Origin of the sequence: Bradyrhizobium sp. ma5 (assembly GCF_042258955.1) — a bacterium.
Classification (GTDB): domain Bacteria; phylum Pseudomonadota; class Alphaproteobacteria; order Rhizobiales; family Xanthobacteraceae; genus Bradyrhizobium.
Genome location: NZ_CP170156.1, coordinates 1,425,610 through 1,448,757 on the forward strand (window position 1 = coordinate 1,425,610; position 23,148 = coordinate 1,448,757).

Here is a 23,148-nt window from a genome sequence, read left to right on the forward strand (position 1 = left end):
AATGTCGGCTGCGCCTCTTCAAGGATTGCGGGTGGTCGACTTCACCCGAGTGCTGGCCGGTCCGCACTGCACCAAGGCGCTGCGCGACCTCGGCGCAGACGTCACGAAGATCGAGCCGCCGTCCGGCGATATCGGCCGCGCCGGATTGCCTTACGTCGGCGGCATGGGTCTCTACTTCGTGCAGCAGAACGCCGGCAAGCGGAACCTCAGTATCGACCTGAACTACGTGGAGGGACGCGAGATCGTCGCTCGTCTGTGTAAAGATGCCGACATCATTGTCGAGAATTTCCGTCCCGGTACCTTGGCGCGATTCGCCTTTAGCTATGATGACGTGCGCGCCTTCAACCCCGGCATCATCTACGTCTCGCTGAGCGGTTACGGGCAGTCGACCTCGTGGCGCAATCGTCCGGCCTTTGCGCCAACGGTGCAGGCCGAGACCGGCCTGACCTCGATCGTGCAGGATCACTTCGGCGAGGCGCTGACCGAGCCGCGCGGCGATTCCTGCAGCCACGCCGATGTCTATACCGGGCTGCAGGGCGTGATCGCCGTGCTCGCCGCGCTTCAGCATCGCAACCGCACCGGCGAGGGGCAACACATCGACGTGTCGATGGCCGCGACGATGCTGTCAGTCAACGAGCGCGCCGGCGCGATGATGTCGGGGATCGATACCGACGGCGAGCCGATAGCTCTGTCGGCGAACGAGTCGCACATCTTCGAGATGTCCGACGGCACCCGGCTGACGATCGCCGCGAGCCCGATCTATTCGCCGATGTTCACGCGCTACTGCGCCATGATGCGTCGAAGCGATCTGCTGGCGGATCCGCGTTACGCCACCGCCAGCCTGCGCCGGCAGAACCTCGCGCCGCTGCTCGCGGAAATCCGCGCCTGGATCACCACGTTCGAGAACCTCGAACAGTTGCAGGCGCAGGTCAGTGAAGCCGGGCTCGCGGTTGGGCGCGTGCGTACGGTCAACGAGTTCGTGGAGACGGAGTGGGCCAAAGAGTGGAACGCCGTGATCGAGGTCGATGACCGCGCCGGCGGGCTGGTCCGCATGCCGGGCAACCCCTGGATCTTCAGCCGCTCGGAACTGCCGTCGCCCGGTCTGCCGGCCTATCAGGGCGAGCACAATGAAGAGGTTCTTGGCCAACTCGACTTTGCGCCCGAGAGGATCAAGGATCTGCAGCAGCGGAACATCCTGCTCAGCCGGCGGTAGGTAGAGCTTGTCCGCGCATTGTAAAGAGAGCGTTTGAATTGGGTGGAGCAGGAATCCGACGGCATCAGCCGATCCGAGCCGAATTTCTTCGCATATTCCACAACGCAAATCTCGCGACGCGAACTCCCAAGCCGGTGGCAAACTGGTTCCGACCCTCTCGCCGGCCCAAGGCCACGCCTTTGAGATGGGGGATCTGCAGGTATTCGTGCGCGCATTTTGGGCGGCGAGGAATTGCGGGCGAAAGGCGGCCTTTGCCGCGCTATCAGGAGGCGATCTCGAGGGGTAGGCTGCCCGTTAGTAAGAAGAAAGGGCTTCGAGGATAGTGGGTCTTGCGATGTAGCGGACCACGACTCGAACCCCGCGGCTCCTATCCCGATTTGAACATACAACTCGATGGGATCCAGGTTTTGGCGGACGCCCGGAGAAAATATCGTACATCTTGGTGGCTCGAACCCCCGACTGCCGCAGGCCAGTTACACGAATTAGGAAAGGACTCCAACGGCCCTTTGGGAGGCACCAGGATGAGAGAAGCCGGCGCTCGCTTTCACAGCGCCAACATGTCCTGGCAAGGCCGTAACGTGTTGTGCCCAGCGTTCAAGCGCCTCGCGCAACTCGGCGGCGTACCGAGCGCGGTTATATACACCGGCAACGCCGGCCCGGTGGCCGCTGACGTGGTTTAAGATCGCCTCCACGATGTGTGGCAACACGCCAAGCCGGTCGGCCATTACCGTGGACGCCGATCTCCGGAGATCGTGAACCGTCCAATGGGGCAGGGGTTCGCCGAGGGCCTCGGCGATGCGCTCATCAAGCGCGGCCTTCGACTTTGACCAGCCGGAGAACCCACGATGCGGGTCACTGCTGCGTCGGGGCCCGTCGCCAAGAGGAAGTCTCGGCCGTTTCGGCGGGGCGGGAGGGCCAAGGCGGCGGGAACCAATGGCAGCAAGTGCTCGCGATGGTTCTTGGTTCGGGCACCTGGCAGGGTCCAGAGCCCCGAAATAGTATCGAGTTCGGCCCATTGCATACTGCCCACCTCGTCACGGCGTTGGGCTGTGAGGAGCAACAGACGCACAATGCGTCCGTAATCGTCATCGCCACTGGCCCGCCAGACGGCTGACAGCTCCGTCTCGGTGAGGACCCGTTCCCGGCTTCCCGGCTTCCCGGCTGCGCGGGTCGATTGGTGCCGAGAACCGGGTTGGCGGCAATGTCGAGCCCCTCGCGGATTGCCCAGTTGAACATTGAGGACAGCGCGGTACGGGCGCGGGCCGCTGAGACCTTTCCATGACGTGATGCGATGTCAGCGATACGAGCCGAGATGTGACGACGGGTGATCTGGAAGACCGAGACAGGATGCAAAGGTTTCCAAATGACCAACAGGTACCGCTCTATTCCCGAGTAGGTCGTGGGCCTCAGCCTTTGCTTGGCGTTCCGGAGATATTGATCCGCGATCACCCGGAGGGTGTCGGCCGCCTGCATGCGGGCCTTGGCTTTCTCGTCCGCCGGGTCTTTGCCATCGGCAACCAGACCCAAAAGCCGCTTGGCTTCCCTACGTGCGAGCTCGGGTGTCCAGGGGGCGCCATGAGGACCGATGGTGACGAAGCGCTGCCGGCCGAACACTCGGTACTTGAGGACGTAGGTCGCTTGGTCACGTTGACGCCGAACGCCAAAACCTCGCACCGCTTGGCGGTGGTCTGCGTCCCAAATAGCTTCGCCTGGCTTGAGCGCTTGGACTGCGCGAATCGTTATACTCGAGACCGCCATCCGTCGCCTCTGTAGCTACCACGTAGCTACCACCATAGCGCCAATTGGAGCGCAGATAAGGCGAGGCGCTTCGGTCTTACCTATTGATAATAATGGCATTTTCGCGCAAACGGCGGGAATATCGTAATACCGGCGGAGCTCTTTTTTTGCCTGTGGAACAGGAGGTCGGTGGTTCGAGCCCACCCAACTGTACCATCCACACCATCACCCACCGCGACTTCGCAAGCTCGAGGCCACCGCAAGATCGCTTGCCGTCTCCCTTGATCGCCGATGGCGTGTCATCTCGCCCGCTTGCACTTCCTCGTGCCATCACCCACACTCCCCGAAACGACGCCTTAACGACACCTTAGTGCCACCTTGGGGGGACGCATGGGGACCGCCGGTTCAAGGAGATTTTCGTTTGCGTTGATGCTCTCGGTTGTCTTTGGAGCTGTGCTGCTGCCGGGCCGGGGCGAGGCCTACACGCCCGACCAGCAGCAGGCCTGTACGCCGGATGCGTTCCGGCTCTGTGGTCCCGAGATTCCCGATGTCGATCGCATCACGGCCTGCATGATCAGGAACAGGGCGCAGCTGTCGCCGGCCTGCCGCGCGTTCTTCCGCGCGGGTCCCGAGCCGCGTGAGGCGAGCGAGCGTGTCGAGCGGCGGCCGGTCGCTGCGAAGCGGAAGGTCTCCAAGTCGCACAAGGCGAAGAAGTCGACCCACTGACGTCCGCCATTGATTTGATTCCCATCGCGCGCACGCGAGAGGCGCGAGCCCGGTGCTTTGTCTTGGCGCGAACTGGTGTGGCTTCGCGGTGGAATGCTCAGCGGCAATTTCAAGACCGTCATGCGCGACAGACTGACGCCTTGTGACGCTGTCACGCAGCATCATCTCTGCTGTTGGTGTTGTCTGCCAAATCCGTTTCGCGACGGAACGGATGGAGTGAGGCGCGTGAGCGAATACGACAAGCAAGAGATCGATCGGCACTTCGCCTGGTTCGAAGCCAAGCTTCCGGAAAGGCCGGCGCGCTTCGTCGCGTGGCTGCGCAAGCCGTCGTCGCGCTATGTGCGGATTCCGCTCGCGATCCTCCTGATCATCGGCGGTATCTTCAGCTTCCTGCCGATACTCGGACTCTGGATGCTGCCGCTCGGACTCCTTTTGTTCGCGCAGGATGTCCCGTTCTTGCAGAAACCGACGGCGCAATTGCTCGGCTGGATCGAGCGCAAATGGATCGCGCGGCAGCGCGCCAAAACTGCCGAAAAGCGCTAGGCCTGAGTCTTATCAAACGCTTAGCGCTTCCATTTTCGGTTGTGTCATAAGTTGAGTGTGACTCAAAAAGCAGAATGCACCGGTAATCTTGGCCGCTTTGCGGATTGCAAGAAGTTTCTTCTTTCGCGAATCAGCGTGCTGATTCATTTTCGCCTCCTGGGGTCAATCTGGAGGCCAACGTATGAACGTGATTGTTTTCGCTTCGCGTAAGGGGGGCTCGGGGAAAAGTACCCTGGCTGCTCACCTCGCCGCGCAAGTGCACAAGGCAACGAAGCCCTGTCTGCTGATCGATGCCGATCCTCAGGGCTCGCTGACGCTCTGGCATAAATTACGCGGCACCAACGAGCCGGCGATCAAGACGGCGGTGAACTCGGTCAGCGGGATCATTGCTCAAGCCAAGCGCGACGGCATCGAGTGGGTGTTCATCGACACGCCGCCGAATCTGTCGGCGGTGGTCGACGACTCCATCAAGAACGCCACGATGGTGATCATTCCGGCGCGGCCCGGCGTGTTCGACGTCAACGCGGTGCAGGAAACGATTCAGACCTGCCGCTCGATGCGCAAGCCCTACGCCGTCGTAATCAACGGCGCGCCCGCGCAGCGTGACGGCGCCGAAAGCCGCATCGTCGCGATCGCGCGTGAGGCGCTGGCGAAATTCCGCGCACCGGTGTGGAGCGGCCAGATCACCAACCGCGCCGACCTTCTGATGGCGCTCGGCCAGGGTGAAGGCGCCCGCGAATATTATGCTGAAGGCCGCGCTGCTGCCGAGATCAACCGGCTGTGGGCCGCGATCGAACGCTCGATCAAGGCGATCCGCGGCACGGCGTCGGCGTCCGGCGCGATGCACAAGCAGGCGGCGTAACAACGCCGCCTTGGTTCGAACTGGAAAGAAACGCGCGGCAGTCGCGCGTTTTTTGTGTGCTGAAGCGACGAGGCAATCGCAGATTGCCTCGCTGACTTTGGCGATGACGCGATGGATGGCGTTACGCCACCATCAGCAGATAGAATGCGATCACCGGCGCCAGGGTCAGGATCACCGACCAGATGCCGACAGCCCATAGAATATCCTCGGTCGTGAAGCCCGGCTCGGCACCCGGCCTCACGGCAAAAAAACCGTTCCTCGAATTCACGACGCCCCCGCGTTGATCTTAAGCGCAATGCGGAGACTGATACGCGAGCGGTTTTAAGATCCCGCCCGGAATTTCGCTGGCATTTTCGCAGCGGTGCTACTTCGGATTAACCACAGCCGGGGCGGCGGGCCGCATCCGGCCGGAGGCCGACGGCTTCAGTGCATGCTTCCGTCGCGATCGCGGATCGCGCCGAGATGCTCGTTGATCCGGAATACGATCAGGATGAACTCCGCGGCGATGCGCGAGAACACGATGCCGACGAAGACGCTGGCGATCGACGCGAGCAGCTGGATGAAGCCTACGAACGGGCTGATCGCCATCGCGGTGAGGCTCCACAGGATGCCGGAGATCCCGAACAGCACGATGACCGCGATCACCAGCCAGTAGAACGTCTTGATGATCGTGGGCGTGATGAAGCGGTCCCACTGAAACAGATCCTGGAAATCGAACATCATGGTTCTCCCGGCCAGCCGAAATATGATTCGCGTCGCGTGCATCCTACTGCGTCACCCCCGGCGTGATCACTTCGTCGCGGGAGCCCGCGCAGCAGGCGTCCGTCAGAACGAGGCGTCTCGCCGGGCCAATGGTTCGGGGCGGCGCCAAAGCGCCTCCGCACCCAGAGGGATCGATACCGCAGAAGCCCAATCAGTCTCGCCAAAGCCAGGCCCGGGACCGGGCGCCGGCAGTCCAGGGGCGAGCTATGCGAGTGGGCTGGTTGTGATTGCTGCAAATAACGGCCACAATCGGGCTTCCCTCCAGCATATCCTCACCCAATGACCACGCTGACCTTCGAAGACTTCAAGCCCGGCCGTTTCGGCACGTTCGGCCCGCGCCATGTTTCGCGCGAGGAGATCCTGGCCTTTGCCGCCGAATTCGACCCGCAGCCGATGCATCTCGACGAGGAGGCGGCGAAGAAATCCATGCTCCGCGGCCTGTCGGGCTCGGGCTGGCATCTCGGCTCGCTGATGATGCGGATGATGTTCGACGGCTTCATCGGCCGCACCGCCTCGCTGGGCGCGCCCGGGGTCAACGAGATGCGCTGGGTGGCGCCGCTGCGTCCGGGCGACGATTTGACGCTGGATGTCGATGTCGTCGAGGCGCGCGTCTCGAAGAGCCGCCCCGAGACCGGCATCGTCACCTTCAAGAGCACGATCCGCAACGCGCGCGGCGAGATGCTGTGCGAGATGGAGGCGCCGATCATGATCGGCCGCCGTGACACTGCGAGCGCATAGGAGAGATCATGCGCTTTTTTGAAGACATGGAAATCGGCGCCCAGCGCGCGTTCGGCTCATTCACCTTCACCGCCGAGGACATCAAGCGCTTTGCCGCGCAGTTCGATCCGCAGCGCTTCCATCTCGACGAGGAGGAGGGGCGCAAGTCGCTGTTCGGCGGGCTCGCCGCGTCGGGCTGGCACGTCGCCAGCGTCTGCATGAAGCTGCTGGTCGCCGACGGCAAACGGCTCGCCGCCGAAGCCGCCGCGCGTGGCGAGACGGTTGCGGTCTGGGGACCCTCGCCAGGCTTCCGCGAGCTGCGCTGGATCCGCCCGGTGCTGGCTGGCGACACCATCAGCTTCACCAACCAGGTCGAGACCAAGCGCACCTCCGAGAAGCGGCCGGAATGGGGCATCATTCAAGCCCGCAACACCGGCGTCAATCAGCGCAATGAGGTGGTGTTCTCGTTCCTCGCGACCGCCTTTGTGCCGCGCCGGAATCCCGGTTCCTGATGTTGCCCGCGCGCCTCTGATGTTGCACGGACGCCATGGTCGGCAGCTACTTCTGCTGCCGACGTAGTTGTGCGTTGCGCGGAACTCATTTTTTGCTAACGCATTTTGAACCTTTGTCCCTGCCTTATGGCCGGGGGCACGAGCACTTGAGCGGGCACTTGGGCCGAACAGCTGGGGACTACTATGGCAGATCGCAGCGCGCTGAAACTCGTCGGCATTATCTTTGCGACGGTGACTGTTGTCGTGATGGTGGCCACCGGAATGGTCGTGAAGGGCTTCGCCGACGGCAATTATTCCTTCGAGACCACCGCGAGCATCGACCGCTGATCGACCGTCTGTGACGTCGGCGCTCGAGGGAGCGCCAGGTAGCGCGCATCCGCGCTTTTCAATGTGACCCCTCGGCAGGCTGCGTCACACTTCTCCCGATCCCGACACTTAACGATTCCAGATCAGCACCATCACGACGGTCGCGGCTGCCAGGATGCCGATGAACCGGATCATGATCGTGCCGATGCCCTGCTGCGGCTGACGCAGCGGTATAGGATCGGCGGCGTTGTCCGGCCGGACGCTCTGCATGAATTCTCTCCAAATGGATGCCGCACCCAGGCGCGGTCCGGATGCGAATTCCGGATTGGACGCGGGCTCGGCATCCCGAGTTCAAATCGGCTTCTGCAAGAATTGACGCCGCGCAGTCTACACCGCGCTGAATAACGAATCGTTCTGCGCCCAATCGGCCCGCGCAAAACGAAGCCGCCGCCCCCGTTCGGGAGGCGGCGGCCATCAGTCTGGAAAACTGATCGGGATCAGCTGTTGCGCAGGCCGTCGGCGGCGCGCTTCCACTGCGAGACGTTGTCGGCGATCATCCGCGTCGACTTCATCGCGGCCTGGCTGAGCTGGGCATAGCCGGAGATCTCGCGCTGGACGCGCTGGCCCTCGGCATGCAGCAGATCGCGCAGGCTCTCGAGCTCGCCGATCAGCTTCTCGATCTCGGCGAGCGAGGTGCCGGCGACGCGCTGGATCAGCGAGTTGACGTTGCTGACGGTGGCATCGGTATTGGTGTCGGTCGGCGCGGTCTCCGGGCTCGCCACCGGGCGGCGCAGATAGGCGATGTCGTTGCGCACGAAGTCGCGGATACCGGCTTCGACTTCCGAGACCGCAGCAAGGTTGGAATCGACCTCGGAAGTCGTTTCGGCTTCGGCTTCCTCGGTACGGTTGGTGGCGTTCATCGGCTTTCCCCTGGTTCGCAATAGCGAAGCGCGGCTTGTCCCCCGCACGACGAATTGATGAAGTTACGGACCTATCAGTGCCGCCGAATTTGACCGCATCTGGGCCAAGTTGGGGCAATGCCTGATCATTAGCGCGACAGGGCTAACAGATCGTTCACCATGAGCGCTTGTAGCCGGCGCCGATGCTCTTGTTGATCGTGCCCTGGGCGGTCTCGCCGACCGAGCCGGAGACGGTGACGCCGTCGAACAGCTTCTGCTCGGCGCCGACCCGGCGCAGCCACCTGTCATCGGAGGTCGACAGCGTCTGGCCGGCAGTGATGCTGGTGCCGGAGTCGGTCACGGACAGGCGTGCCGACTGATCGGTATCGTAGCTGCGCGACGGATTGCCAATGATGCCGGGCACCGGAACGAAGCCTTGCTGGATCAGGTTGTAGCCGCTCTGCAGCGTCAGCGAATACTGCTCCGACAGCGGCACCGATTTGCTCAGCGAGGTGCCGATCTTGCTCTGGTCGGCGCCCGGATCGACCCGCGCCTCGACCGAGGTCTTGTCCCAGATCGAAGCCACGCCTGGTGCCGACACCGAAGCCCAGGCCGAGCCGCCGGATTGCGGCAGGCTGCCGCCATTGGCGAGCCGCTCCGACAATTGCTCCGACGTCGTCATCGTGCCCTGCTTGGCGACCGTCATGTCGGCGCCGATGCGGGTGTCGAGGAACGGCGAAACCGACTGCTTGACCGACACTGCCGACGAGCCGTTGGCGTTGTTGTTGGTCGACCAGGACGGATCGTTGCCGGCGACGCTGCTGCGTTTGGCCGCACTCTTCGGCGCCAGCGTGGGCAGGCTGGTGGAGTCGGTGTCGAGCTGGCTCCAGTCGAGCTTGCTCTGGTCGATGTCCTTCAGGATGTCGGCGTCATTGGCGTCGGCCGCCGGCGGCGCCTCATCGGCCGCAGGCTCCGCATCGTCAGTGGGGGCGTCTTTCGCTATCTCTTGGGCGGCGGGAGCGACCAGCCATGGTGAGGTCTGCGCCGTGGCCGAAAACGCTATCGCCACGCTGAAGCCGGCCGCCAGCACCGGCAGCCTTGCCCAGCCAAATCGTGATGTAGAAGTCATTCCCAGCCCGCAGATTCCAGCGCCGCAACATGCGGTTTTCTTGGTGCGAAATTGTGGCAACGCAGCGCTTCAGGCAAGTGAGAGCCGCGTGATCGCCTAAGTGATCGGCTAAGTGATCGTCATGTCCGGGACAAGCGCGCGCGTGCGCAAGGCTCCCCGCGCGGCCGGTTCGGGGCTGGTAAAACCGGCCGCGTCCCGCCCGGAGCGCCGAACACGCGAAGACGCGCTTCGCGCTCGAGCCCGGACATGACGAAGGCGTGAAATCGGGGATCCGTCAGACCGCGATGCGCGGCAGATGGATCGGGTAACCGACCGTCTGCTCGACCAGGTCGAAACTGTCGACCAGCACGCGGAAGCTCGTGAGCCTGCCGGACTTGAACTGCGCGAAATGCGCGATCCTGAGCGAGATCGGCTTGTTGGAGTCCAATGCCGTCAGCGAATAGCGCAGCATCGAGGCCGCGGAATCCGCGCCCAGCATGATGGACTCCCGATCGAAGCGGTGAACCCGCAGGTTCTCGCCGATCTGCCTGATCACCTCGAGCACGGCGGCCTTGCCGCGGCGCGAGCCGAAAAAGGAAAACAGGTCGATCGGCCCGTAGATGGCCCATTCGACCTCGTCATCGAGCAACGGCTCGATGTCTGCAAGCTGGCGTTCGTTGATCGCGCGATGCAATGCGCGCGAAAAACGCCAGAGGCTGTGCTCTGTCATTTTGGTCTCGTCCTGAAACTGGATTTTCAAAGCAAACGAATGGCAGGCGATCAGGGCCGACGCCCTGCCAGGTTGCTGCACGTCACTATTACGGCCTGAAATAGTGCGGCCCGGCCAAAACGCAAATGACTTTTTTGCAATGCACAATTGCGCTGGTCCTAACCGGAATGTGACCGCCTGCCCGCAAAACCCGGTTCCGGCTCCGATGGGATCGGAACCGGGTTTTCTTCACGCGAACCCGTGTCCACCCCGCATCAAGTGCGGGGCAAGCTTCGCTCGAAAACGCTCCGGTCACCGCAATTCAGCGGTCGCGCTGCCGCAGCGGCTGCCGTTCGATCACGATCTCGGCGTCGTGGATCGCCACCACCGCGAACAACAGCGCGCCGCCGATGCCGCCGATCGCGGCGCCGAGCGGCATGAAGGTGAAAAACACCAGCGTTCCGCTGTCGAGACCTGAGGTTTTGGCCAGTCCGATCCAGGTGAGCCCGGCTCCGATGCCGAGAGCGGCGCCGCCAAGGGCGCCCAGCGCAAGGCCAAGCACAGCGAGCAATGCGACTTTCATGGTGATTTCAGCCCCGACCGCAACAAGCCCAGTGATAGGTCAGCGCCGGGCCTGCGAGGTTCAACGTCGGCGGGGACGAATTTGCGGGGCGGGGGGCGTCGCCATGCGTTGCCCGGCTTTCCGGGAGCTATTCCGCGTTCTGCCCGGTCAGCGCCGCCGCGACGTCGCGCTCCAGCACCTGCTGGACGAGGTCGAAGGTGTCGATGATCTCGCGGATCTCGGTGATCTTGCCGTCGCGCAGCGTGTAGAACACCGCGACATCGAACTGCACCACGCGCCGGTTGTTGCGCTTGCGGAAGAACACCCGCAGCTGCGCCGCGACCTTGTCGCCTTCGGCCACCACCGTCGGCGCCTCGTAGCGCATGTCGGAATAGCGCTCGTGGATCGTGGTCCACATCTGGCGCAGCGCGGCCTTGCCGCGGTGCTGGCCCATATGCGGAAGAATGTCGATCGGGGCGTTGGCGAGAAACGCGACGTCGTCGCTGCAACGATCGAGCGCGCCCTCGATGCCGCCGGCATAATAGACGTCGAGGAAGTTCAAGACGCGCTGCCGGTTCAAATCCTCGCCCATGATCGACTCCGCCGGTTCAGTCCGACTCGCCTCTGACTGGCCCTGGCCCGCATTGTGAACCGAAGCGTTTCACTCTCAAACATATGTTTTGACGCACGAGACGCGATTAGGTTCGACAACCGGAACGTGCATTGCGGCGCAAAATGCGCACGGCGCCATCTCATTCGTTGGCGCGGCCTTTACTCCGTCGGCGCGGCCCCTATTCCGCTGGCGCAGCGTTGCCGGTCAGAAGATCGATCGTGAACCGCTTCGTCTTCTCGGAGCCCGGCGGCACGAAGGCCTCGCCGGGTGCGAGGTCGTGGTAAAGCTCTTTCGGCTTCGGAAAGCCTTCGCCGCAGGCGGTGCGGATGGTCTCGTCGTCGGCATAATCGACATCGACCGCGACAGTGTTGCGGCGCGGGCCGGCGGCGAGGTTGGAGAGGCCGAAATATTTCGGGCCCTCGTTGCACATCACGACGTTGGAGCCGTAGGCGTTGACCGCATCCTCGGCCCTGAGCAGGAAGTCGGGCGCGATCTCGATCCGCTTGCCGGATTTTTTGCTAAACTGCATCCGCGCTACCGCGCTTTCGAGAATGCCCTGGCCCATGTGGCCGACCGTGCAGATCAGCAGGTCCTGCTGCTCGTCCTTGGCCAGGACGATGCAGTCGTGGCCCTGCGCGCCGGGCAGGAAGCGGATGAAGCGATGGGCCGTGCCGTTCTGCTCGAACAGCGCCACACCGCCGAAATCGGTCGCGTGCGGCTCGCATTCGCTTTCATAGTTGACGGCGAGCAGCGCATTGCCGGCGGCGAGGAAGCGGCCGGCGTAGCGCTCCTGGGTCAGCTTGACGTCGCAGGCACGGCCGTCGGGATAGGATTTCGCCCGCGTGCAGGTCGATCCCTTGATGTTGGCGGTGGCGCAGAACGTCGCGACCAGCGCGCGGTCGTTGTCCGCTGCGCGGGCCGGGCTCGGTATGATCAGCATCGCCGCGCCGAGTGCCGGCGCGAGAAGGGCCGGGATGAAGGCCGAGAGGAGAGCAACGTGTGATGTCCGCATGATCTTCAAGACGCTGTCCGCAATGCGGCGGCATTTAGAGCATGATCGTGACAGGCGCGCAGCGAATTTCTGCGGCGAAGCGGCGGGAACCGGCGGGGCGGCTCGGTCGTTACTGCCTTGAGAATTCCATTGGAGCCGTATCATGAAATCCATTCTTCTCGCGTTTGCCATTGCCGTCAGCGCGATTGCCGCCACCTCGCCCGCCGACGCCAAGGGCTGCATCAAGGGCGCGGTCGTCGGCGGTGTCGCCGGTCATTATGCCGGCCATCACGGCATGCTCGGCGCGGCCGCCGGATGCCTCTACGGCCGCCATCACGCCAAGGAGCAGGAACGCCAGCGCCAGCAGCAGCAGGCGCAGCCCGCGCAGCAGGACAAGCTGTAAGGCGAGTTGCGAGATCTCCGGAACGCCGCCCGCACGGGCGGCGTTGTCTCCTTGCGCAACGGAGACGATGATGACGAAGCCAATGAACAAGACCATCCAGCCCGTTCCCGACGCCAACCAAAGCCACAAGGGCCCCGGCAGCGCGCCCGGCGTTCCCCTTGACACCACCAAGGGCCACCGCGACGACGAGAAGCACAACATCCGCGAGCAGGCCGCGCACGGCAACCTGATCCAGAACACCAGCAACAGGCGGTCGGGGTAGAATTCCGGATCGCGCAGCAAACTCCGCCGTCGTCCCTGCGAAAGCAGGGACCCATAACCACAGGGTTGCGTTGTTGAGGAGGCTGTGGCCCCAGCGTCGCGCAACAATTGCCATTTGTGGTTATGGGTCCCGGGTCGCGCTGCGCTTGCCCGGGACGACGTGGGTGAAGTTCCGCTGCACATGTCAAACGGACATGTAGGATGGGTAGAGCGCAGCGAAATCCATCAACTTGCAACCGCATGGCCAGATAACGGGTAGCCGCGCCGCGATCCCGCTTTCCCCGTGACCTGCATCACGCCGCAAGCGAGGGCGCGCGGCTAGCGTGGCGGCATCGGATCACCCGATTGAGAAGGGATCGCCGCCATGAACGCCATCGCTGCACCGAAATCTTCCGCGCAGAACCGGCTCGAAGGCTTTGCGCTCACCGCCATCCTCCAGGGCCTGCCGACCTTCGCCGCCGCCGTGCTGATGCTGAAAATGTTCGGCGCCCCGGAAATCGTCGGCGAACGCTATGGCGCCGCGATCTACGTCGTGATGGCGTCGCTGGTCTACGCCGCGATCACGCCGTGGCTTGCCGTGAAATTCCCGAAGCGCTTCGTGCACATCCACGCACCGATGTTCTTCGACGCGAGTCTGTCGTTCTCCGGGAAGATCGCACAATGGCGGAGCCAGCCGGGCGTCTCGCTGCAACTCATGACCACGATGATCATGATGTCGCTGCTGGCGGTCGCGGTCGTCAGCGTCGGCTAAGCTTGCGCTTCGCTGTTGATCGGCCTTATCTGCGCGCATGCAGATCAGGGACGAACGCGATGAAGATGCCGCCGCGATCAGCCGGATCACGGCGGCGGCATTCGCGACAGCGCCGCACAGCAGCGGCACCGAAGCCCGCATCGTTGCGGCGCTGCGCGAGGCCGGCGCGCTGACCATCTCGCTGCTGGCGACATCGGATGACGGGCGCATCGTCGGTCACGTCGCGTTCTCGCCGGTTCAGATCGACGGCGCGACCGGCCGCTGGTACGGCCTCGGCCCGGTCTCGGTCGCGCCCGGCCTGCAACGCCAGGGCATCGGCGGCGTGCTGATCCGCGAGGGCCTTGCCCGCCTCGCGGCACTGAATGCCGACGGCTGCGTCCTGCTCGGCGATCCCGCCTACTACAGCCGCTTCGGCTTCGTCAGCGATCCCACGCTGACCTATGGCGGCACGCCGAGCCCGTACTTTCAGCGGCTGGTGCTGAAGGGCGAGCCGCCGAAGGGGGACGTGCGATATCATCCGGCATTCGACGTCGCGTGATCTGGCGCCGTTGCGGCGGCCTCCGTTTCCATGACAACCCCTGTCGTGATAACAACCTGTATCGGCAGTAGCCTGCGGCTTCAGCGAAAGCCATCGTCCGGGGCGAGGATGTCATTCGCGGATCTACACCTTCTGAAGTTGTTCTGGGGCAAGATCTTCGCAGCGATCTTTATCGGTCTTGTCCTGTGGTTTGCGAAGAACGCAATTTTCGCGCGCGGCATCAAGTACAACTGGTTTGCCGTTGCGGCGTCGTTTCTGGCGATCGGCCTCGCGCTCTATGTGGTGTTCTTCGTCCAGCCATAGCGCTCGCCGGTCATGCGATAGGCTGATCAACCAAGCTGCATCTCCTCAACCCGCGCCGGCGCCTCGCCAAAATCGCTGAACCGTACCCAGGTCGGCCGCACGCGGACATAGCCGATGTTCGGCCATGCCTCGCGCTCCGGGCCGTCGGGCCACGCCGCGAAGTACACCTGCTTGCAGGCGGCCAACTCCGCGCCGGTCGGAAAGTCGGCGACGCCCTCGAGTTGCGCGGTTTGCTCTGCGTCCCATCCGACCACCAACGCGGCGCGGGGATCGGTGCGGAGGTTCTGGTACTTGCGCGAGGTGGTCAGCGTGTCGAAGATGATCTCGAGCCCATCGCTGACCGCGATGCCGACGACGGCGGCTTGCGGCGCGCCGTCGTGGACCGTGCTGACCACTGCAAGCCGATGCATCCGCAGGAAGGCGAGAAGCTCGGCGCGCGTCATGGTCTACCTTTTCTTCCACCGACCGCGCTTGCCCGGAGCACCACCGCTGCTCCGCGGGCTCGGCCCGAACTCCGGCCCCGACTGCCGCGAGTCGGTCGGCTGGATGATGCGGCTGGTGGTGCCGAACGGTTTGGCCGGCAGCGCGCCGTCCGGGCGGAAGGGCAGCGATTCCGGGCCGTGCATCTCGTCGAGATCTGGCTTGTGCACCCGTGAGCCGGACTTGCCGCCGCGGCTCGCCTTGAGCGAGGTCTGTGCGATCTTGTTCTTCAGCGCGGCGACCGGCAGGTTGGCGGCATCGCCGTATTTCCTGGTGCCGGCATAGGCGCCGGCCTGCTTCTGCACGTTGCGCTGCTTGGCGGTCGGATCGTCGACCACGGCCATCTCGGTGGCGCGCAGGCGCTTAACCTCGTCGCGCAGCCGCGCCGCTTCCTCGAAGTTCAGATTTGCCGCGGCTTCGCGCATCCGCGTTTCGAGGTCGCTCAAGACGGCTTCGAAATTGTGCCCGATCGAGATCACGTCGTCGGCCATGCCGCCGTCGCCGATCTCGACCAGCACGTGATCGCGCTCGTAGACCGAGTTGAGGATGTCGCCGATCGACTTCTTGACGCTCTCCGGCGTAATGCCGTGGGCCTCGTTGTACTCGACCTGCTTCTCGCGGCGGCGGTTGGTCTCGGCGATGGCGCGCTCCATCGAGCCGGTCATCTGATCGGCATAGAGGATCACCTTGCCGTCGACGTTGCGCGCGGCACGGCCGATGGTCTGGATCAGCGAGGTCTCGCTGCGCAGAAAACCTTCCTTGTCGGCATCGAGGATTGCGACCAGCGCGCATTCGGGAATGTCGAGGCCCTCGCGCAACAGGTTGATGCCAACCAGCGCGTCGAACGCGCCGAGGCGGAGATCCCTGATGATCTCGATGCGCTCGATGGTGTCGATGTCGGAGTGCATGTAGCGGACGCGGATGCCCTGCTCATGCAGGTATTCGGTGAGGTCCTCCGCCATGCGCTTGGTCAGCACCGTGATCAGCGAGCGGTAGCCGGCCTGCGCGGTGGCGCGGACCTCGCCGACGAGGTCGTCGACCTGGGTGCGGGCGGGGCGAATATTGACGGGCGGATCGATCAGGCCGGTCGGGCGGATCACCTGCTCGACGAACACGCCGCCGGACTCGTTCAGCTCCCAGCCGCTCGGCGTCGCCGACACCGCGACCGACTGCGGCCGCATCATGTCCCATTCCTCGAAGCGGAGCGGGCGGTTGTCCATGCAGGAGGGCAGGCGGAAGCCGTATTCGGCGAGCGTTGCCTTGCGGCGGAAGTCGCCGCGGAACATGCCGCCGATCTGCGGCACGGTGACGTGGCTTTCGTCGGCGAACACCAGCGCGTTGTCGGGCACGTATTCGAACAGCGTCGGCGGCGGCTCGCCGGGGCGGCGGCCGGTGAGGTAGCGCGAATAGTTCTCGATGCCGGCGCAGCTTCCGGTCGCTTCCATCATCTCGAGATCGAAGGTGGTGCGCTGCTCCAGCCGCTGCGCCTCCAAGAGGCGGCCCTGGTCGTTCAGCTGGTCGAGCCGCATCTTCAATTCTGATTTGATCGACTTGATCGCCTGCACCAAGGTCGGGCGCGGCGTCACATAGTGCGAATTGGCGTACATCTTGATGAATTCGAGCTCGTCCTGCTTGTGGCCGGTGAGCGGATCGAACTCCTCGATGGTCTCGATGGTGTCGCCGAACAGGTTCACGCGCCAGGCGCGGTCTTCATAGTGCGCCGGGAAGATGTCGATGACGTCGCCACGGACCCGGAAGGTGCCGCGGGTGAAATCGGCCTGGGTGCGCTTGTATTGCAGCGCGACCAGGTCGGCGATGAGCTGCCGCTGGTCGATGCGCTCGCCCTTCTTCAGCGCGAAGGTCATCGCGGTATAGGTCTCGACCGAGCCGATACCGTAGATGCACGACACCGAGGCGACGATGATGACGTCGTCGCGCTCGAGCAGCGCGCGCGTCGCCGAGTGGCGCATGCGGTCGATCTGCTCGTTGATCGAGGAATCCTTCTCGATATAGGTGTCGGTGCGCGGGACGTAGGCTTCCGGCTGGTAGTAGTCGTAATAGCTGACGAAATACTCGACGGCGTTGTCGGGGAAGAAGCTCTTGAACTCGCCATAGAGCTGCGCGGCCAGCGTCTTGTTCGGCGCCAGGATCAGCGCCGGGCGTTGCGTCGCCTCGATCACCTTGGCCATGGTGTAGGTCTTGCCCGAGCCGGTGACGCCGAGCAGCACCTGGGTGCGATCGTTGCGCGCGATGCCTTCGACAAGCTCGGCGATCGCGGTCGGCTGGTCGCCCCTGGGCTCGTAGGACGACTTGATCTCGAACCGCACGCCGCCTTCGGATTTCTCGGGGCGCGGTGGCCGGTGCGGGGTCCACACCCGCATCGAGCCGTCATCCCTGCGGAATTCCGGGCGGCCGTCGCGGATCAGGTTCTCCAGCGCGTCGGCGGTGGCCTTGACGCCGAGCGCCTCCATCTTGCTGCGCGGCGGACGGGCGAGCGCCTCGTCATCGTCCTCGGCGGTCGGCAGGCCGAGCTGCCGCGCCAGTTCCGGATCGAGCATCGGGATGGTGGCCGAAGTGCCGTAGTTGGCCTGCGGGGCTTCCTCGAGACCGGACGCGTCGCGCCTGGCGACGTCCTCGCTGGTCTCCCGCGTCGACGCCCGCGCGCGATGCGCGGCGGCCTCGCCGCCGGCGCGGCGGTCCCAGGAATTGTCCGGCGGCGGCTGCAAGCCGGTGCCCGAACCCATGCCGGCATCGCCGCGATTGATCGCGGGATTGAGCAGCTCGGCCAACGCCGGTCCGATCGGTTGGACTTCGGGCCGGTGTGCCTTGGATTTGGGGGATTTGCCGGGCTTTTTCGGAGTGTTCGGTGTCTTCGCCATGGCCGGAATATGGGACGAGTCCGGCGGCGAGAAAAGGGCAATCGGCGGCTGGATCGGTGCGCAGGAGATGCTGCTGACAGCAGGGTGTCAGCAGGCGGCGCTTTCGCGGATTTCAGGCCCGCGGCAGGTCGACGATGTCGAGATGGATGCCGCCGCAGCCGTCGCAGCGCGTGGTCCAGTATTCGGCGGCGCGGCCGGGAATCACGCGCAGCAGCGAGAGTTGGGCGGCACATTCCGGGCAGCTGGTCCTGACCTGCGCCGGCCAGACCGGATCCGGCTCGCATTGCGGGACGACTGCGACCACGACGTTGCCGGTCACGCCGACGGAATTGTCATGCCATACCGTTGTGGGAACCGGTCGATAGTCCGCTTCGCGTCGTCGATCGCCGCATCCGGATCGGACCACGCAAAGCCGATGTCGAGCATCGGAAACGGCATGCCATCGATGACGACCGGCCTTTGATCGACCCGTTGAATCCTGGCGTGCCATTGCCCCTTCCCCATCTCGAACGACTTGATCTCAAAACCGCTGTAAATCATCGCGACCTCGGGATGTCCCTTCTCATAGGAAGCACGGGCGCAAAGGCGCCCTATGTGAACCAGATCACAAGTCGCGCGGTTTATTTCCGTGGAGCAGAGGAGTTCCAGCTTTTTGTTTTGACACGGTTTCTTGAGGTGAACCGCACCAACCCGCTAGGCGCGGGCGGCGATGTGATCGGCGAGCACGGCCGCGTCGTCGCCGACGCCTGACAGGAACGAGGATTTCATCTTCGACAGCCATTGCAGGCCGAGAAAATACAGGCCCGGCACGTCGGAGACGCCGTGGCGGTGTCGTGGTGCTCCATTGCCGTCCAGCACCGGTATGTCGATCCAGTTCAGATCGAGGCCGTAGCCGGTGGCCCAGATCACGCTGCTGATCCGTTCGGTGCGCAGGTCGATGGTATCAAGCGGCGCAGTGAGGCGGGGCGGATCGGGCAGGCGGATCCGCGCCAAGGGATCGTCGGGCTGATCGAGGCCGCGGGCCGCGACGAAGTCGTCGACGATCCCGAGGAATGTCGCGTAGTAGGCATCGCCATTGGCAATGTTGGCGGCGAGATCGGGCGCGATCTCGAGCACGCCGTCGCGCGCTGCCGCCACGCGGCCGAGCAGCGTCACACCGTCAGCGGCGAAGCGGCGGAAATCGATGGTGTGGCCGCCATGGGCGCCCGAGATCACCGGCAGCAGGCGGGACGGGCCACGCTGCTCGACCGGCGTCTCGTCGACGCCCATCTCGGCCAGCCACCAGAACAGGTCGCGGCCGCGATAGCGGCGCGGCAGGCGGTTGTGGCGTCCGACCGAAAGGAAGACATTGCGGCCGGCGCGCACCAGCTCGTCGGTGATCTGCGCGCCCGAGGCGCCGGCGCCGATCACCAGCACCGCCCCATCAGGCAATTGCGCGGGATTTTTGTAGTCGCTGGCGTGAACCTGAAACAGGCCGGGCTGCTCGCGCAGCACGTCGGGCTGCAGCGGCCGCTGATACGGGCCGGTGGCGACGACGACGTTGCGGGCGGCGATGTTGCCGTCGGCAATCTCGGCGAGGAAGCCATCGGCGTCGCGGCGCAGCTTCGTCACCTCGACGCCGCAGCGGATCGGCGGCGCGACGAAGGCGGCGTAGGCCTCGATGAAGGCGATGATCGATGCGGTGTCCGAGAAGCCGTCGGGATCGCTGTGCGGAAACGCAAACTCCGGCAGCCGCACCGACCAGTTCGGAAACTGGAACATCAGGCCGTCCCAGCGTTCGCTGCGCCAACGCTCGGCGATCCGCCGCCGCTCCAGCACCAGATGGGCGATGCCGCACTGCTTCAGCCGGTGGCTCATGGTGAGCCCGGCCTGGCCGCCGCCGATCACCAGCGTGTCGATGGTCTCCTCACGCATTGCGCGCTCCCTTGCGGCGCGCGGCGGGTTCCGCGGCGGCACGGATGATCCAGCGCCGGAACGCGGCGAAATCGCGCTGCTCGGCGTGGAAGCCGCGATAGACCAGGTACCAGCGCATGCCCTTCGGCACGCTGAGCGCAAACGGCGCGACCAGCCGGCCGGCGGCGAGATCGTCGTCGATATAGGGCCGGATGCCCATCGCGATCCCGAGCCCATCGCTCGCTGCCTGCAGCGCCTGGCCGTAGAACTGGAACTCCGGCCCGCGCGCCGTCAGGCGCGGCACGCCCGCGGCCTTCAGCCAGGACGGCCAGTCGTCGGGCGAATGGGCGACGCGGATCAGGCTCGGTCCCTTGAGGTCGGCGGGACGCTTCAGGGCGTTGGCGAGCCGCGCGGTGCACACCGGCATCAGGTCGGCGGCGAACAGCGGCTCGGCAACGAGGCCCGGCCACTGGCCGTCGCCGAGCTGGATGCCGCAGCTCCAGTCGTCGGCGAACGGCACCGCCATGCCGCCGGTGGTGATCCGCACCTCGATGTCGGGCTCCGCTTTGCGGAACTCGGCGAGGTGCGGGATCATCCATTTCAGCGCAAACGTCGGGCCGACGCCGACGGTCAGCACGCGCGCGCTCGCGGAGGCCGTGACCTGCGCGGTGAGGCTCGCCAGCGCGTCGAAGATCGGCGTCAGCCCGCCCTGATAGGCGCGGCCTGCCTGCGTGGTGACGAGGCGGTTGGCCTTGCGCTCGAACAGTGCGACGCCGAGCCGCTCTTCCAGGAGATGCACCATCCGGCTGATCGCGGCGGCCGAGACGTTGAGCTCTTGGCCGGCGGCCGCGAAGCTGCCGGTCCGCGCCGCCGCCTCGAATGCCTTGATGCCGTTGAGAAAGAGTAGCCGCCGCATGAACCCTCAGGAAAACTGATGCAAGGGCAAGATAACTCAGTTTGCCGGCGGAGGCCAAGCGGCGCAGAAATACCGGAGACGATTTTGAATCCCTGCTGACCCCCGGCGAGGACCAAATGACTGAGACCACGGACGCCTTGGTGCTCGATCTCGTGGAATGGGTCGCGCGCGAGCCGCGGCCCTATGCCGAGGTGCTCGAGGTCTGGCGCACCTCATGTCCGCGGCTGACGATCTGGGAAGACGCGGTCGATCGCGGCTATGTCGCGCGCCGTCCCTCGGTCGAGGGCATGCGGGTGATGGTGACGGAAACCGGCGAGACCTTTTTGCGCGCGCATGGGCGGCTGCATTGAGGCCGTCTTTCTTTGCCTCGCCCGCTTGCGGGGGAGGCCGACGCGCGTAGCGCGGCGGGTGGGGGTGCTTCCACATCAAGATTCCGACTCGCGGCGACACCCCCACGCCGACCCTCCCCGCAATCGCGAGAGGGGGCGCAGTCCCGTTGCGGCACTAGCGCGCCGGCCCGGCGAGCCGTGGCCGGATGATCTCGACCATGCGGTCGGCCGAGGTGCCCGGCGGGAAGAAGCCGAGGTAATTGCCGTCGCGGTCCATCAGATAGATGTAGGCGGTGTGATCGACGGTGTAGTCGCCGGCATCCTTCAGCGGCACGCGGGCATAGTAGACCTTGTAGGCATCCGCCACCTTGCGGATCGCATCATCGCTGCCGGTCAGCCCGATCAGCCGCGGGTGAAACAGCGGCACGTACTCGGCGAGGTGGGCTGCGGTGTCGCGCTCGGGATCGACCGTGATGAAGATTGGTTGCACCTGATCGCCGTCGGGGCCGAGCTTGTCGAGCGCGAGCGCGATCGCCTGCAGATCGGTGGGGCAGACGTCGGGGCAATAGGTGAAGCCGAAATAGACCAGCATCAGCTTGCCGCGGAACTCGCTGTCGGTGCGGTCACGGCCGGCCTGATCGGTCAGCGCGAACGGCCCGCCGACCGGCTCCCGATTCCACATCAGGATGTCCATGATCTCGGTGGCCGAACGCGTCGCTTGCTGTGGTGCATCGCCGGCCAGCGCGGACGCCAGCGCCAGCCACAAGCCGGCGCCGGCGCATGCAATAACGCGCAGGATCGGTCGGTTCATATGCCGAAGGAGAGGCGGCTGCCGGTTGTCGTGACCAGCACCTTGTCGCCCATCTGCGCGGTCGCCTCCTGCACGAAGTTGAGCCCGGAGCAATGCATCGGGATCAGCACGTCGGGGTCGAGCTTCTTGATCTCGGCGACGACCTCGGTGAGGTAGTCCTTCGGCGCCGGTCCGAGATGGAAGCCGCCGACGATCGCGTGCACCTTCTGGATGCCGGAGACTTCCTGCGCCTGCTTGACCGAATTGACGATGCCGACATGGCCACAGGACGAGATCACGACCAGGCCGAAATCCTTCAAATTGAAGCAGGTCGCGTGCTCGTGGATGTGCTCGTCGGGCACGATCTTGCCTTCCATCTCGGCCGGCAGATAGTGGCTGGCGTTGCAGCCGAGCCCGTCCTTCATGCCGAACTCGACCCAGGTCTGCGGCAGCACACGCTCGATGCTGCGGCGGGTGATCTTGCCGGTCGTGAACGCGTGGCCCGCGATCACGGTCGGGGTCTCGCACAGCACCGTGGTGACGCGCTGTGCGGCGAGCTGGCGGCGGTCGAGCGTGCCGAAATCGGCGAACTGGCCCTTGGTCGGCGTCGCGCTGACGCGGTGGCAGAAATTGTCCTCGCCGCCGGCATAGAGTTTCACGTCAGCCGGCAGTCTGTCGCGGAATTTGTCGAGGAAGCCGTTGAGGCCGCCGAAATGGTCGTAGTGCCCATGGCTCACGATCAGCGCGTCGAGCTTGGCGGGATCGACGCCGACCAGCTCCATGTTGTTGAGCAGCACCTCGGGCGTGTAGCCGTAGTCGAGCATCAGGCTGCGCCGGCTGCCGGCGGCCTCCGATTCCAGCCACAGCGACAGTCCCCATTCATTGTGCAGCGATTTGCGGAAATCGGCGCCGCGCACTGCCGGCGCGATCGAGACGCCGTTAGCCTGTTTCGGCTTGAAGAAGGCGTCGAAGCTGGAATCGACCAGCACGCGGATCGACAGCTTGTCGACGGTTGGCACCTCGATCGGCGCGGCGCTCGCGATCTCGACGCAGGAGAATGCGCCCGCGGCGGCGGCACCGGCGATCGCCGCCGAGCCTTTCAGGAAATCACGTCGTGCCAAATCCCGTGTCATTATTATCCCCCAAGTTTCGAAAATTATTCGATGCGAACGGTACGGAGCCTAGGTGCTATCGGGACGCAGCTCAATCGGGCGCTTGCGTCGTTTGCAGATCACATTCGCGCGCGGCGCAATGCGCCGCCATTGACTTGGGTGCGGTTATGCGCCCAACTCCATGCATTCGCATCTTTCTCGCCGATGCGTCAGCAATCCCTGGAAATGCAGGA

Annotated in this window: 31 protein-coding genes; 14 read left to right on the plus strand and 17 right to left on the minus strand. The window is 64.6% G+C overall.

What is annotated here, in order from left to right; genetic code table 11:
• The first annotated feature begins 1 nt into the window (after nucleotide 1).
• Complete coding sequence (locus ACE103_RS06565; RefSeq protein ID WP_375778780.1) at nucleotides 2-1,213, plus strand: CaiB/BaiF CoA transferase family protein; 1,212 nt, start codon at nucleotides 2-4, stop codon at nucleotides 1,211-1,213.
• A gap of 852 nt (nucleotides 1,214-2,065) precedes the next feature.
• Here the strand turns inward: ACE103_RS06565 and ACE103_RS06570 are convergent.
• The gene (locus tag ACE103_RS06570; RefSeq protein ID WP_375778781.1) at nucleotides 2,066-2,971 is read right to left on the minus strand and encodes an integrase arm-type DNA-binding domain-containing protein; all 906 of its coding nucleotides are present in this window, start codon (nucleotides 2,969-2,971) and stop codon (nucleotides 2,066-2,068) included.
• A 408-nt stretch (nucleotides 2,972-3,379) separates the two neighbouring features.
• On the opposite strand from ACE103_RS06570, the gene ACE103_RS06575 reads away from it, so the two are divergent.
• The 3 genes from ACE103_RS06575 (at nucleotide 3,380) to ACE103_RS06585 (ending at nucleotide 5,081) form a co-directional block, all read left to right on the plus strand.
• Nucleotides 3,380-3,676 (plus strand): hypothetical protein, encoded by a 297-nt coding sequence (locus tag ACE103_RS06575; RefSeq protein WP_375781025.1) that lies wholly within the window; start codon nucleotides 3,380-3,382, stop codon nucleotides 3,674-3,676.
• 216 nt (nucleotides 3,677-3,892) lie between these two features.
• Entirely contained in the window at nucleotides 3,893-4,219 is a 327-nt protein-coding gene (locus ACE103_RS06580; RefSeq protein WP_374708001.1) for a hypothetical protein, read from the plus strand.
• 181 nt (nucleotides 4,220-4,400) lie between these two features.
• A complete protein-coding gene (locus ACE103_RS06585; RefSeq protein WP_021081815.1) occupies nucleotides 4,401-5,081 on the plus strand; it encodes a ParA family protein in 681 nt (226 codons plus the stop codon).
• Nucleotides 5,082-5,202: 121 nt separating this feature from the next.
• On the opposite strand, the gene ACE103_RS06590 is transcribed toward ACE103_RS06585, so the two are convergent.
• Nucleotides 5,203-5,349 carry a hypothetical protein gene (locus ACE103_RS06590; RefSeq protein ID WP_375778782.1) on the minus strand — a complete coding sequence of 49 codons (147 nt, stop codon included), beginning with the start codon at nucleotides 5,347-5,349 and terminating at the stop codon, nucleotides 5,203-5,205.
• Between the two features lie 155 nt (nucleotides 5,350-5,504).
• Nucleotides 5,505-5,801 (minus strand): DUF4282 domain-containing protein, encoded by a 297-nt coding sequence (locus tag ACE103_RS06595; protein WP_050404422.1) that lies wholly within the window; start codon nucleotides 5,799-5,801, stop codon nucleotides 5,505-5,507.
• Between the two features lie 321 nt (nucleotides 5,802-6,122).
• Between ACE103_RS06595 and ACE103_RS06600 the strand changes: the two genes are divergently transcribed.
• The 3 genes from ACE103_RS06600 (at nucleotide 6,123) to ACE103_RS06610 (ending at nucleotide 7,399) form a co-directional block, all read left to right on the plus strand.
• On the plus strand, nucleotides 6,123-6,581 hold the full coding sequence (locus ACE103_RS06600) for a MaoC family dehydratase (RefSeq protein ID WP_212316264.1): 459 nt from the start codon (nucleotides 6,123-6,125) through the stop codon (nucleotides 6,579-6,581).
• An 8-nt stretch (nucleotides 6,582-6,589) separates the two neighbouring features.
• Nucleotides 6,590-7,072 (plus strand): MaoC family dehydratase, encoded by a 483-nt coding sequence (locus ACE103_RS06605; RefSeq protein WP_097673100.1) that lies wholly within the window; start codon nucleotides 6,590-6,592, stop codon nucleotides 7,070-7,072.
• Between the two features lie 183 nt (nucleotides 7,073-7,255).
• On the plus strand, nucleotides 7,256-7,399 hold the full coding sequence (locus tag ACE103_RS06610) for a hypothetical protein (protein ID WP_223969772.1): 144 nt from the start codon (nucleotides 7,256-7,258) through the stop codon (nucleotides 7,397-7,399).
• A 108-nt stretch (nucleotides 7,400-7,507) separates the two neighbouring features.
• Here ACE103_RS06610 and ACE103_RS06615 read toward each other — a convergent pair whose 3' ends face one another.
• The 7 genes from ACE103_RS06615 to ACE103_RS06645 all read right to left on the minus strand — a co-directional run bounded on the left by ACE103_RS06615 (nucleotide 7,508) and on the right by ACE103_RS06645 (nucleotide 12,281).
• On the minus strand, nucleotides 7,508-7,648 hold the full coding sequence (locus ACE103_RS06615) for a hypothetical protein (RefSeq protein ID WP_167350365.1): 141 nt from the start codon (nucleotides 7,646-7,648) through the stop codon (nucleotides 7,508-7,510).
• 227 nt (nucleotides 7,649-7,875) lie between these two features.
• The gene (locus tag ACE103_RS06620; RefSeq protein ID WP_223969771.1) at nucleotides 7,876-8,298 is read right to left on the minus strand and encodes a hypothetical protein; all 423 of its coding nucleotides are present in this window, start codon (nucleotides 8,296-8,298) and stop codon (nucleotides 7,876-7,878) included.
• 154 nt (nucleotides 8,299-8,452) lie between these two features.
• Nucleotides 8,453-9,406 (minus strand): hypothetical protein, encoded by a 954-nt coding sequence (locus ACE103_RS06625; protein WP_375778783.1) that lies wholly within the window; start codon nucleotides 9,404-9,406, stop codon nucleotides 8,453-8,455.
• A gap of 274 nt (nucleotides 9,407-9,680) precedes the next feature.
• On the minus strand, nucleotides 9,681-10,115 hold the full coding sequence (locus ACE103_RS06630; protein ID WP_223969769.1) for a nuclear transport factor 2 family protein: 435 nt from the start codon (nucleotides 10,113-10,115) through the stop codon (nucleotides 9,681-9,683).
• Nucleotides 10,116-10,416: 301 nt separating this feature from the next.
• Nucleotides 10,417-10,677: a hypothetical protein gene (locus tag ACE103_RS06635; protein ID WP_298378539.1), complete on the minus strand. Its 261-nt coding sequence runs from the start codon at nucleotides 10,675-10,677 to the stop codon at nucleotides 10,417-10,419.
• Between the two features lie 127 nt (nucleotides 10,678-10,804).
• Complete coding sequence (locus ACE103_RS06640) at nucleotides 10,805-11,248, minus strand: nuclear transport factor 2 family protein (RefSeq protein WP_223969767.1); 444 nt, start codon at nucleotides 11,246-11,248, stop codon at nucleotides 10,805-10,807.
• A 199-nt stretch (nucleotides 11,249-11,447) separates the two neighbouring features.
• The gene (locus ACE103_RS06645) at nucleotides 11,448-12,281 is read right to left on the minus strand and encodes a hypothetical protein (protein ID WP_375778784.1); all 834 of its coding nucleotides are present in this window, start codon (nucleotides 12,279-12,281) and stop codon (nucleotides 11,448-11,450) included.
• A gap of 142 nt (nucleotides 12,282-12,423) precedes the next feature.
• On the opposite strand from ACE103_RS06645, the gene ACE103_RS06650 reads away from it, so the two are divergent.
• The 5 genes from ACE103_RS06650 (at nucleotide 12,424) to ACE103_RS06670 (ending at nucleotide 14,516) form a co-directional block, all read left to right on the plus strand.
• Entirely contained in the window at nucleotides 12,424-12,663 is a 240-nt protein-coding gene (locus ACE103_RS06650) for a hypothetical protein (RefSeq protein WP_375778785.1), read from the plus strand.
• Between the two features lie 70 nt (nucleotides 12,664-12,733).
• On the plus strand, nucleotides 12,734-12,925 hold the full coding sequence (locus tag ACE103_RS06655) for a hypothetical protein (RefSeq protein ID WP_375778786.1): 192 nt from the start codon (nucleotides 12,734-12,736) through the stop codon (nucleotides 12,923-12,925).
• Nucleotides 12,926-13,288: 363 nt separating this feature from the next.
• Nucleotides 13,289-13,675, plus strand: a complete 387-nt coding sequence (locus ACE103_RS06660; protein ID WP_375778787.1) for a hypothetical protein — start codon at nucleotides 13,289-13,291, stop codon at nucleotides 13,673-13,675.
• Nucleotides 13,676-13,712: 37 nt separating this feature from the next.
• Complete coding sequence (locus tag ACE103_RS06665) at nucleotides 13,713-14,213, plus strand: GNAT family N-acetyltransferase (protein ID WP_375778788.1); 501 nt, start codon at nucleotides 13,713-13,715, stop codon at nucleotides 14,211-14,213.
• A 108-nt stretch (nucleotides 14,214-14,321) separates the two neighbouring features.
• Nucleotides 14,322-14,516: a hypothetical protein gene (locus tag ACE103_RS06670; protein WP_375778789.1), complete on the plus strand. Its 195-nt coding sequence runs from the start codon at nucleotides 14,322-14,324 to the stop codon at nucleotides 14,514-14,516.
• A gap of 26 nt (nucleotides 14,517-14,542) precedes the next feature.
• Here the strand turns inward: ACE103_RS06670 and ACE103_RS06675 are convergent, their stop codons facing one another.
• From ACE103_RS06675 to ACE103_RS06685, 3 genes are all read right to left on the minus strand, one after another.
• Nucleotides 14,543-14,959, minus strand: coding sequence for a pyridoxamine 5'-phosphate oxidase family protein (locus ACE103_RS06675; protein WP_223969759.1), 417 nt, complete (start codon nucleotides 14,957-14,959; stop codon nucleotides 14,543-14,545).
• A 3-nt stretch (nucleotides 14,960-14,962) separates the two neighbouring features.
• Nucleotides 14,963-17,875: an excinuclease ABC subunit UvrB gene (gene uvrB, locus ACE103_RS06680; protein WP_375778790.1), complete on the minus strand. Its 2,913-nt coding sequence runs from the start codon at nucleotides 17,873-17,875 to the stop codon at nucleotides 14,963-14,965.
• Between the two features lie 112 nt (nucleotides 17,876-17,987).
• Complete coding sequence (locus ACE103_RS06685) at nucleotides 17,988-18,194, minus strand: zf-TFIIB domain-containing protein (RefSeq protein WP_375778791.1); 207 nt, start codon at nucleotides 18,192-18,194, stop codon at nucleotides 17,988-17,990.
• Between the two features lie 26 nt (nucleotides 18,195-18,220).
• Between ACE103_RS06685 and ACE103_RS06690 the strand changes: the two genes are divergently transcribed.
• Nucleotides 18,221-18,625, plus strand: a complete 405-nt coding sequence (locus tag ACE103_RS06690; RefSeq protein WP_375778792.1) for a hypothetical protein — start codon at nucleotides 18,221-18,223, stop codon at nucleotides 18,623-18,625.
• On the opposite strand, the gene ACE103_RS06695 is transcribed toward ACE103_RS06690, so the two are convergent.
• Entirely contained in the window at nucleotides 18,569-19,789 is a 1,221-nt protein-coding gene (locus ACE103_RS06695) for an NAD(P)-binding domain-containing protein (protein ID WP_375778793.1), read from the minus strand. The genes ACE103_RS06690 and ACE103_RS06695 overlap by 57 nt on opposite strands.
• Entirely contained in the window at nucleotides 19,782-20,684 is a 903-nt protein-coding gene (locus ACE103_RS06700; RefSeq protein WP_375778794.1) for a LysR substrate-binding domain-containing protein, read from the minus strand. The genes ACE103_RS06695 and ACE103_RS06700 overlap by 8 nt, the downstream gene beginning before the upstream one ends.
• Before the next feature lie 116 nt (nucleotides 20,685-20,800).
• Here ACE103_RS06700 and ACE103_RS06705 point away from each other — a divergent pair, with 116 nt between their 5' ends.
• Nucleotides 20,801-21,034 carry a hypothetical protein gene (locus tag ACE103_RS06705; protein ID WP_092117453.1) on the plus strand — a complete coding sequence of 78 codons (234 nt, stop codon included), beginning with the start codon at nucleotides 20,801-20,803 and terminating at the stop codon, nucleotides 21,032-21,034.
• Nucleotides 21,035-21,188: 154 nt separating this feature from the next.
• Here ACE103_RS06705 and ACE103_RS06710 read toward each other — a convergent pair whose 3' ends face one another.
• Both ACE103_RS06710 and ACE103_RS06715 read right to left on the minus strand, forming a co-directional pair.
• A complete protein-coding gene (locus ACE103_RS06710; protein ID WP_375778795.1) occupies nucleotides 21,189-21,824 on the minus strand; it encodes an SCO family protein in 636 nt (211 codons plus the stop codon).
• Nucleotides 21,821-22,936 (minus strand): MBL fold metallo-hydrolase, encoded by a 1,116-nt coding sequence (locus ACE103_RS06715; RefSeq protein WP_375778796.1) that lies wholly within the window; start codon nucleotides 22,934-22,936, stop codon nucleotides 21,821-21,823. The genes ACE103_RS06710 and ACE103_RS06715 overlap by 4 nt, the downstream gene beginning before the upstream one ends.
• Between the last annotated feature and the right edge of the window lie 212 nt (nucleotides 22,937-23,148).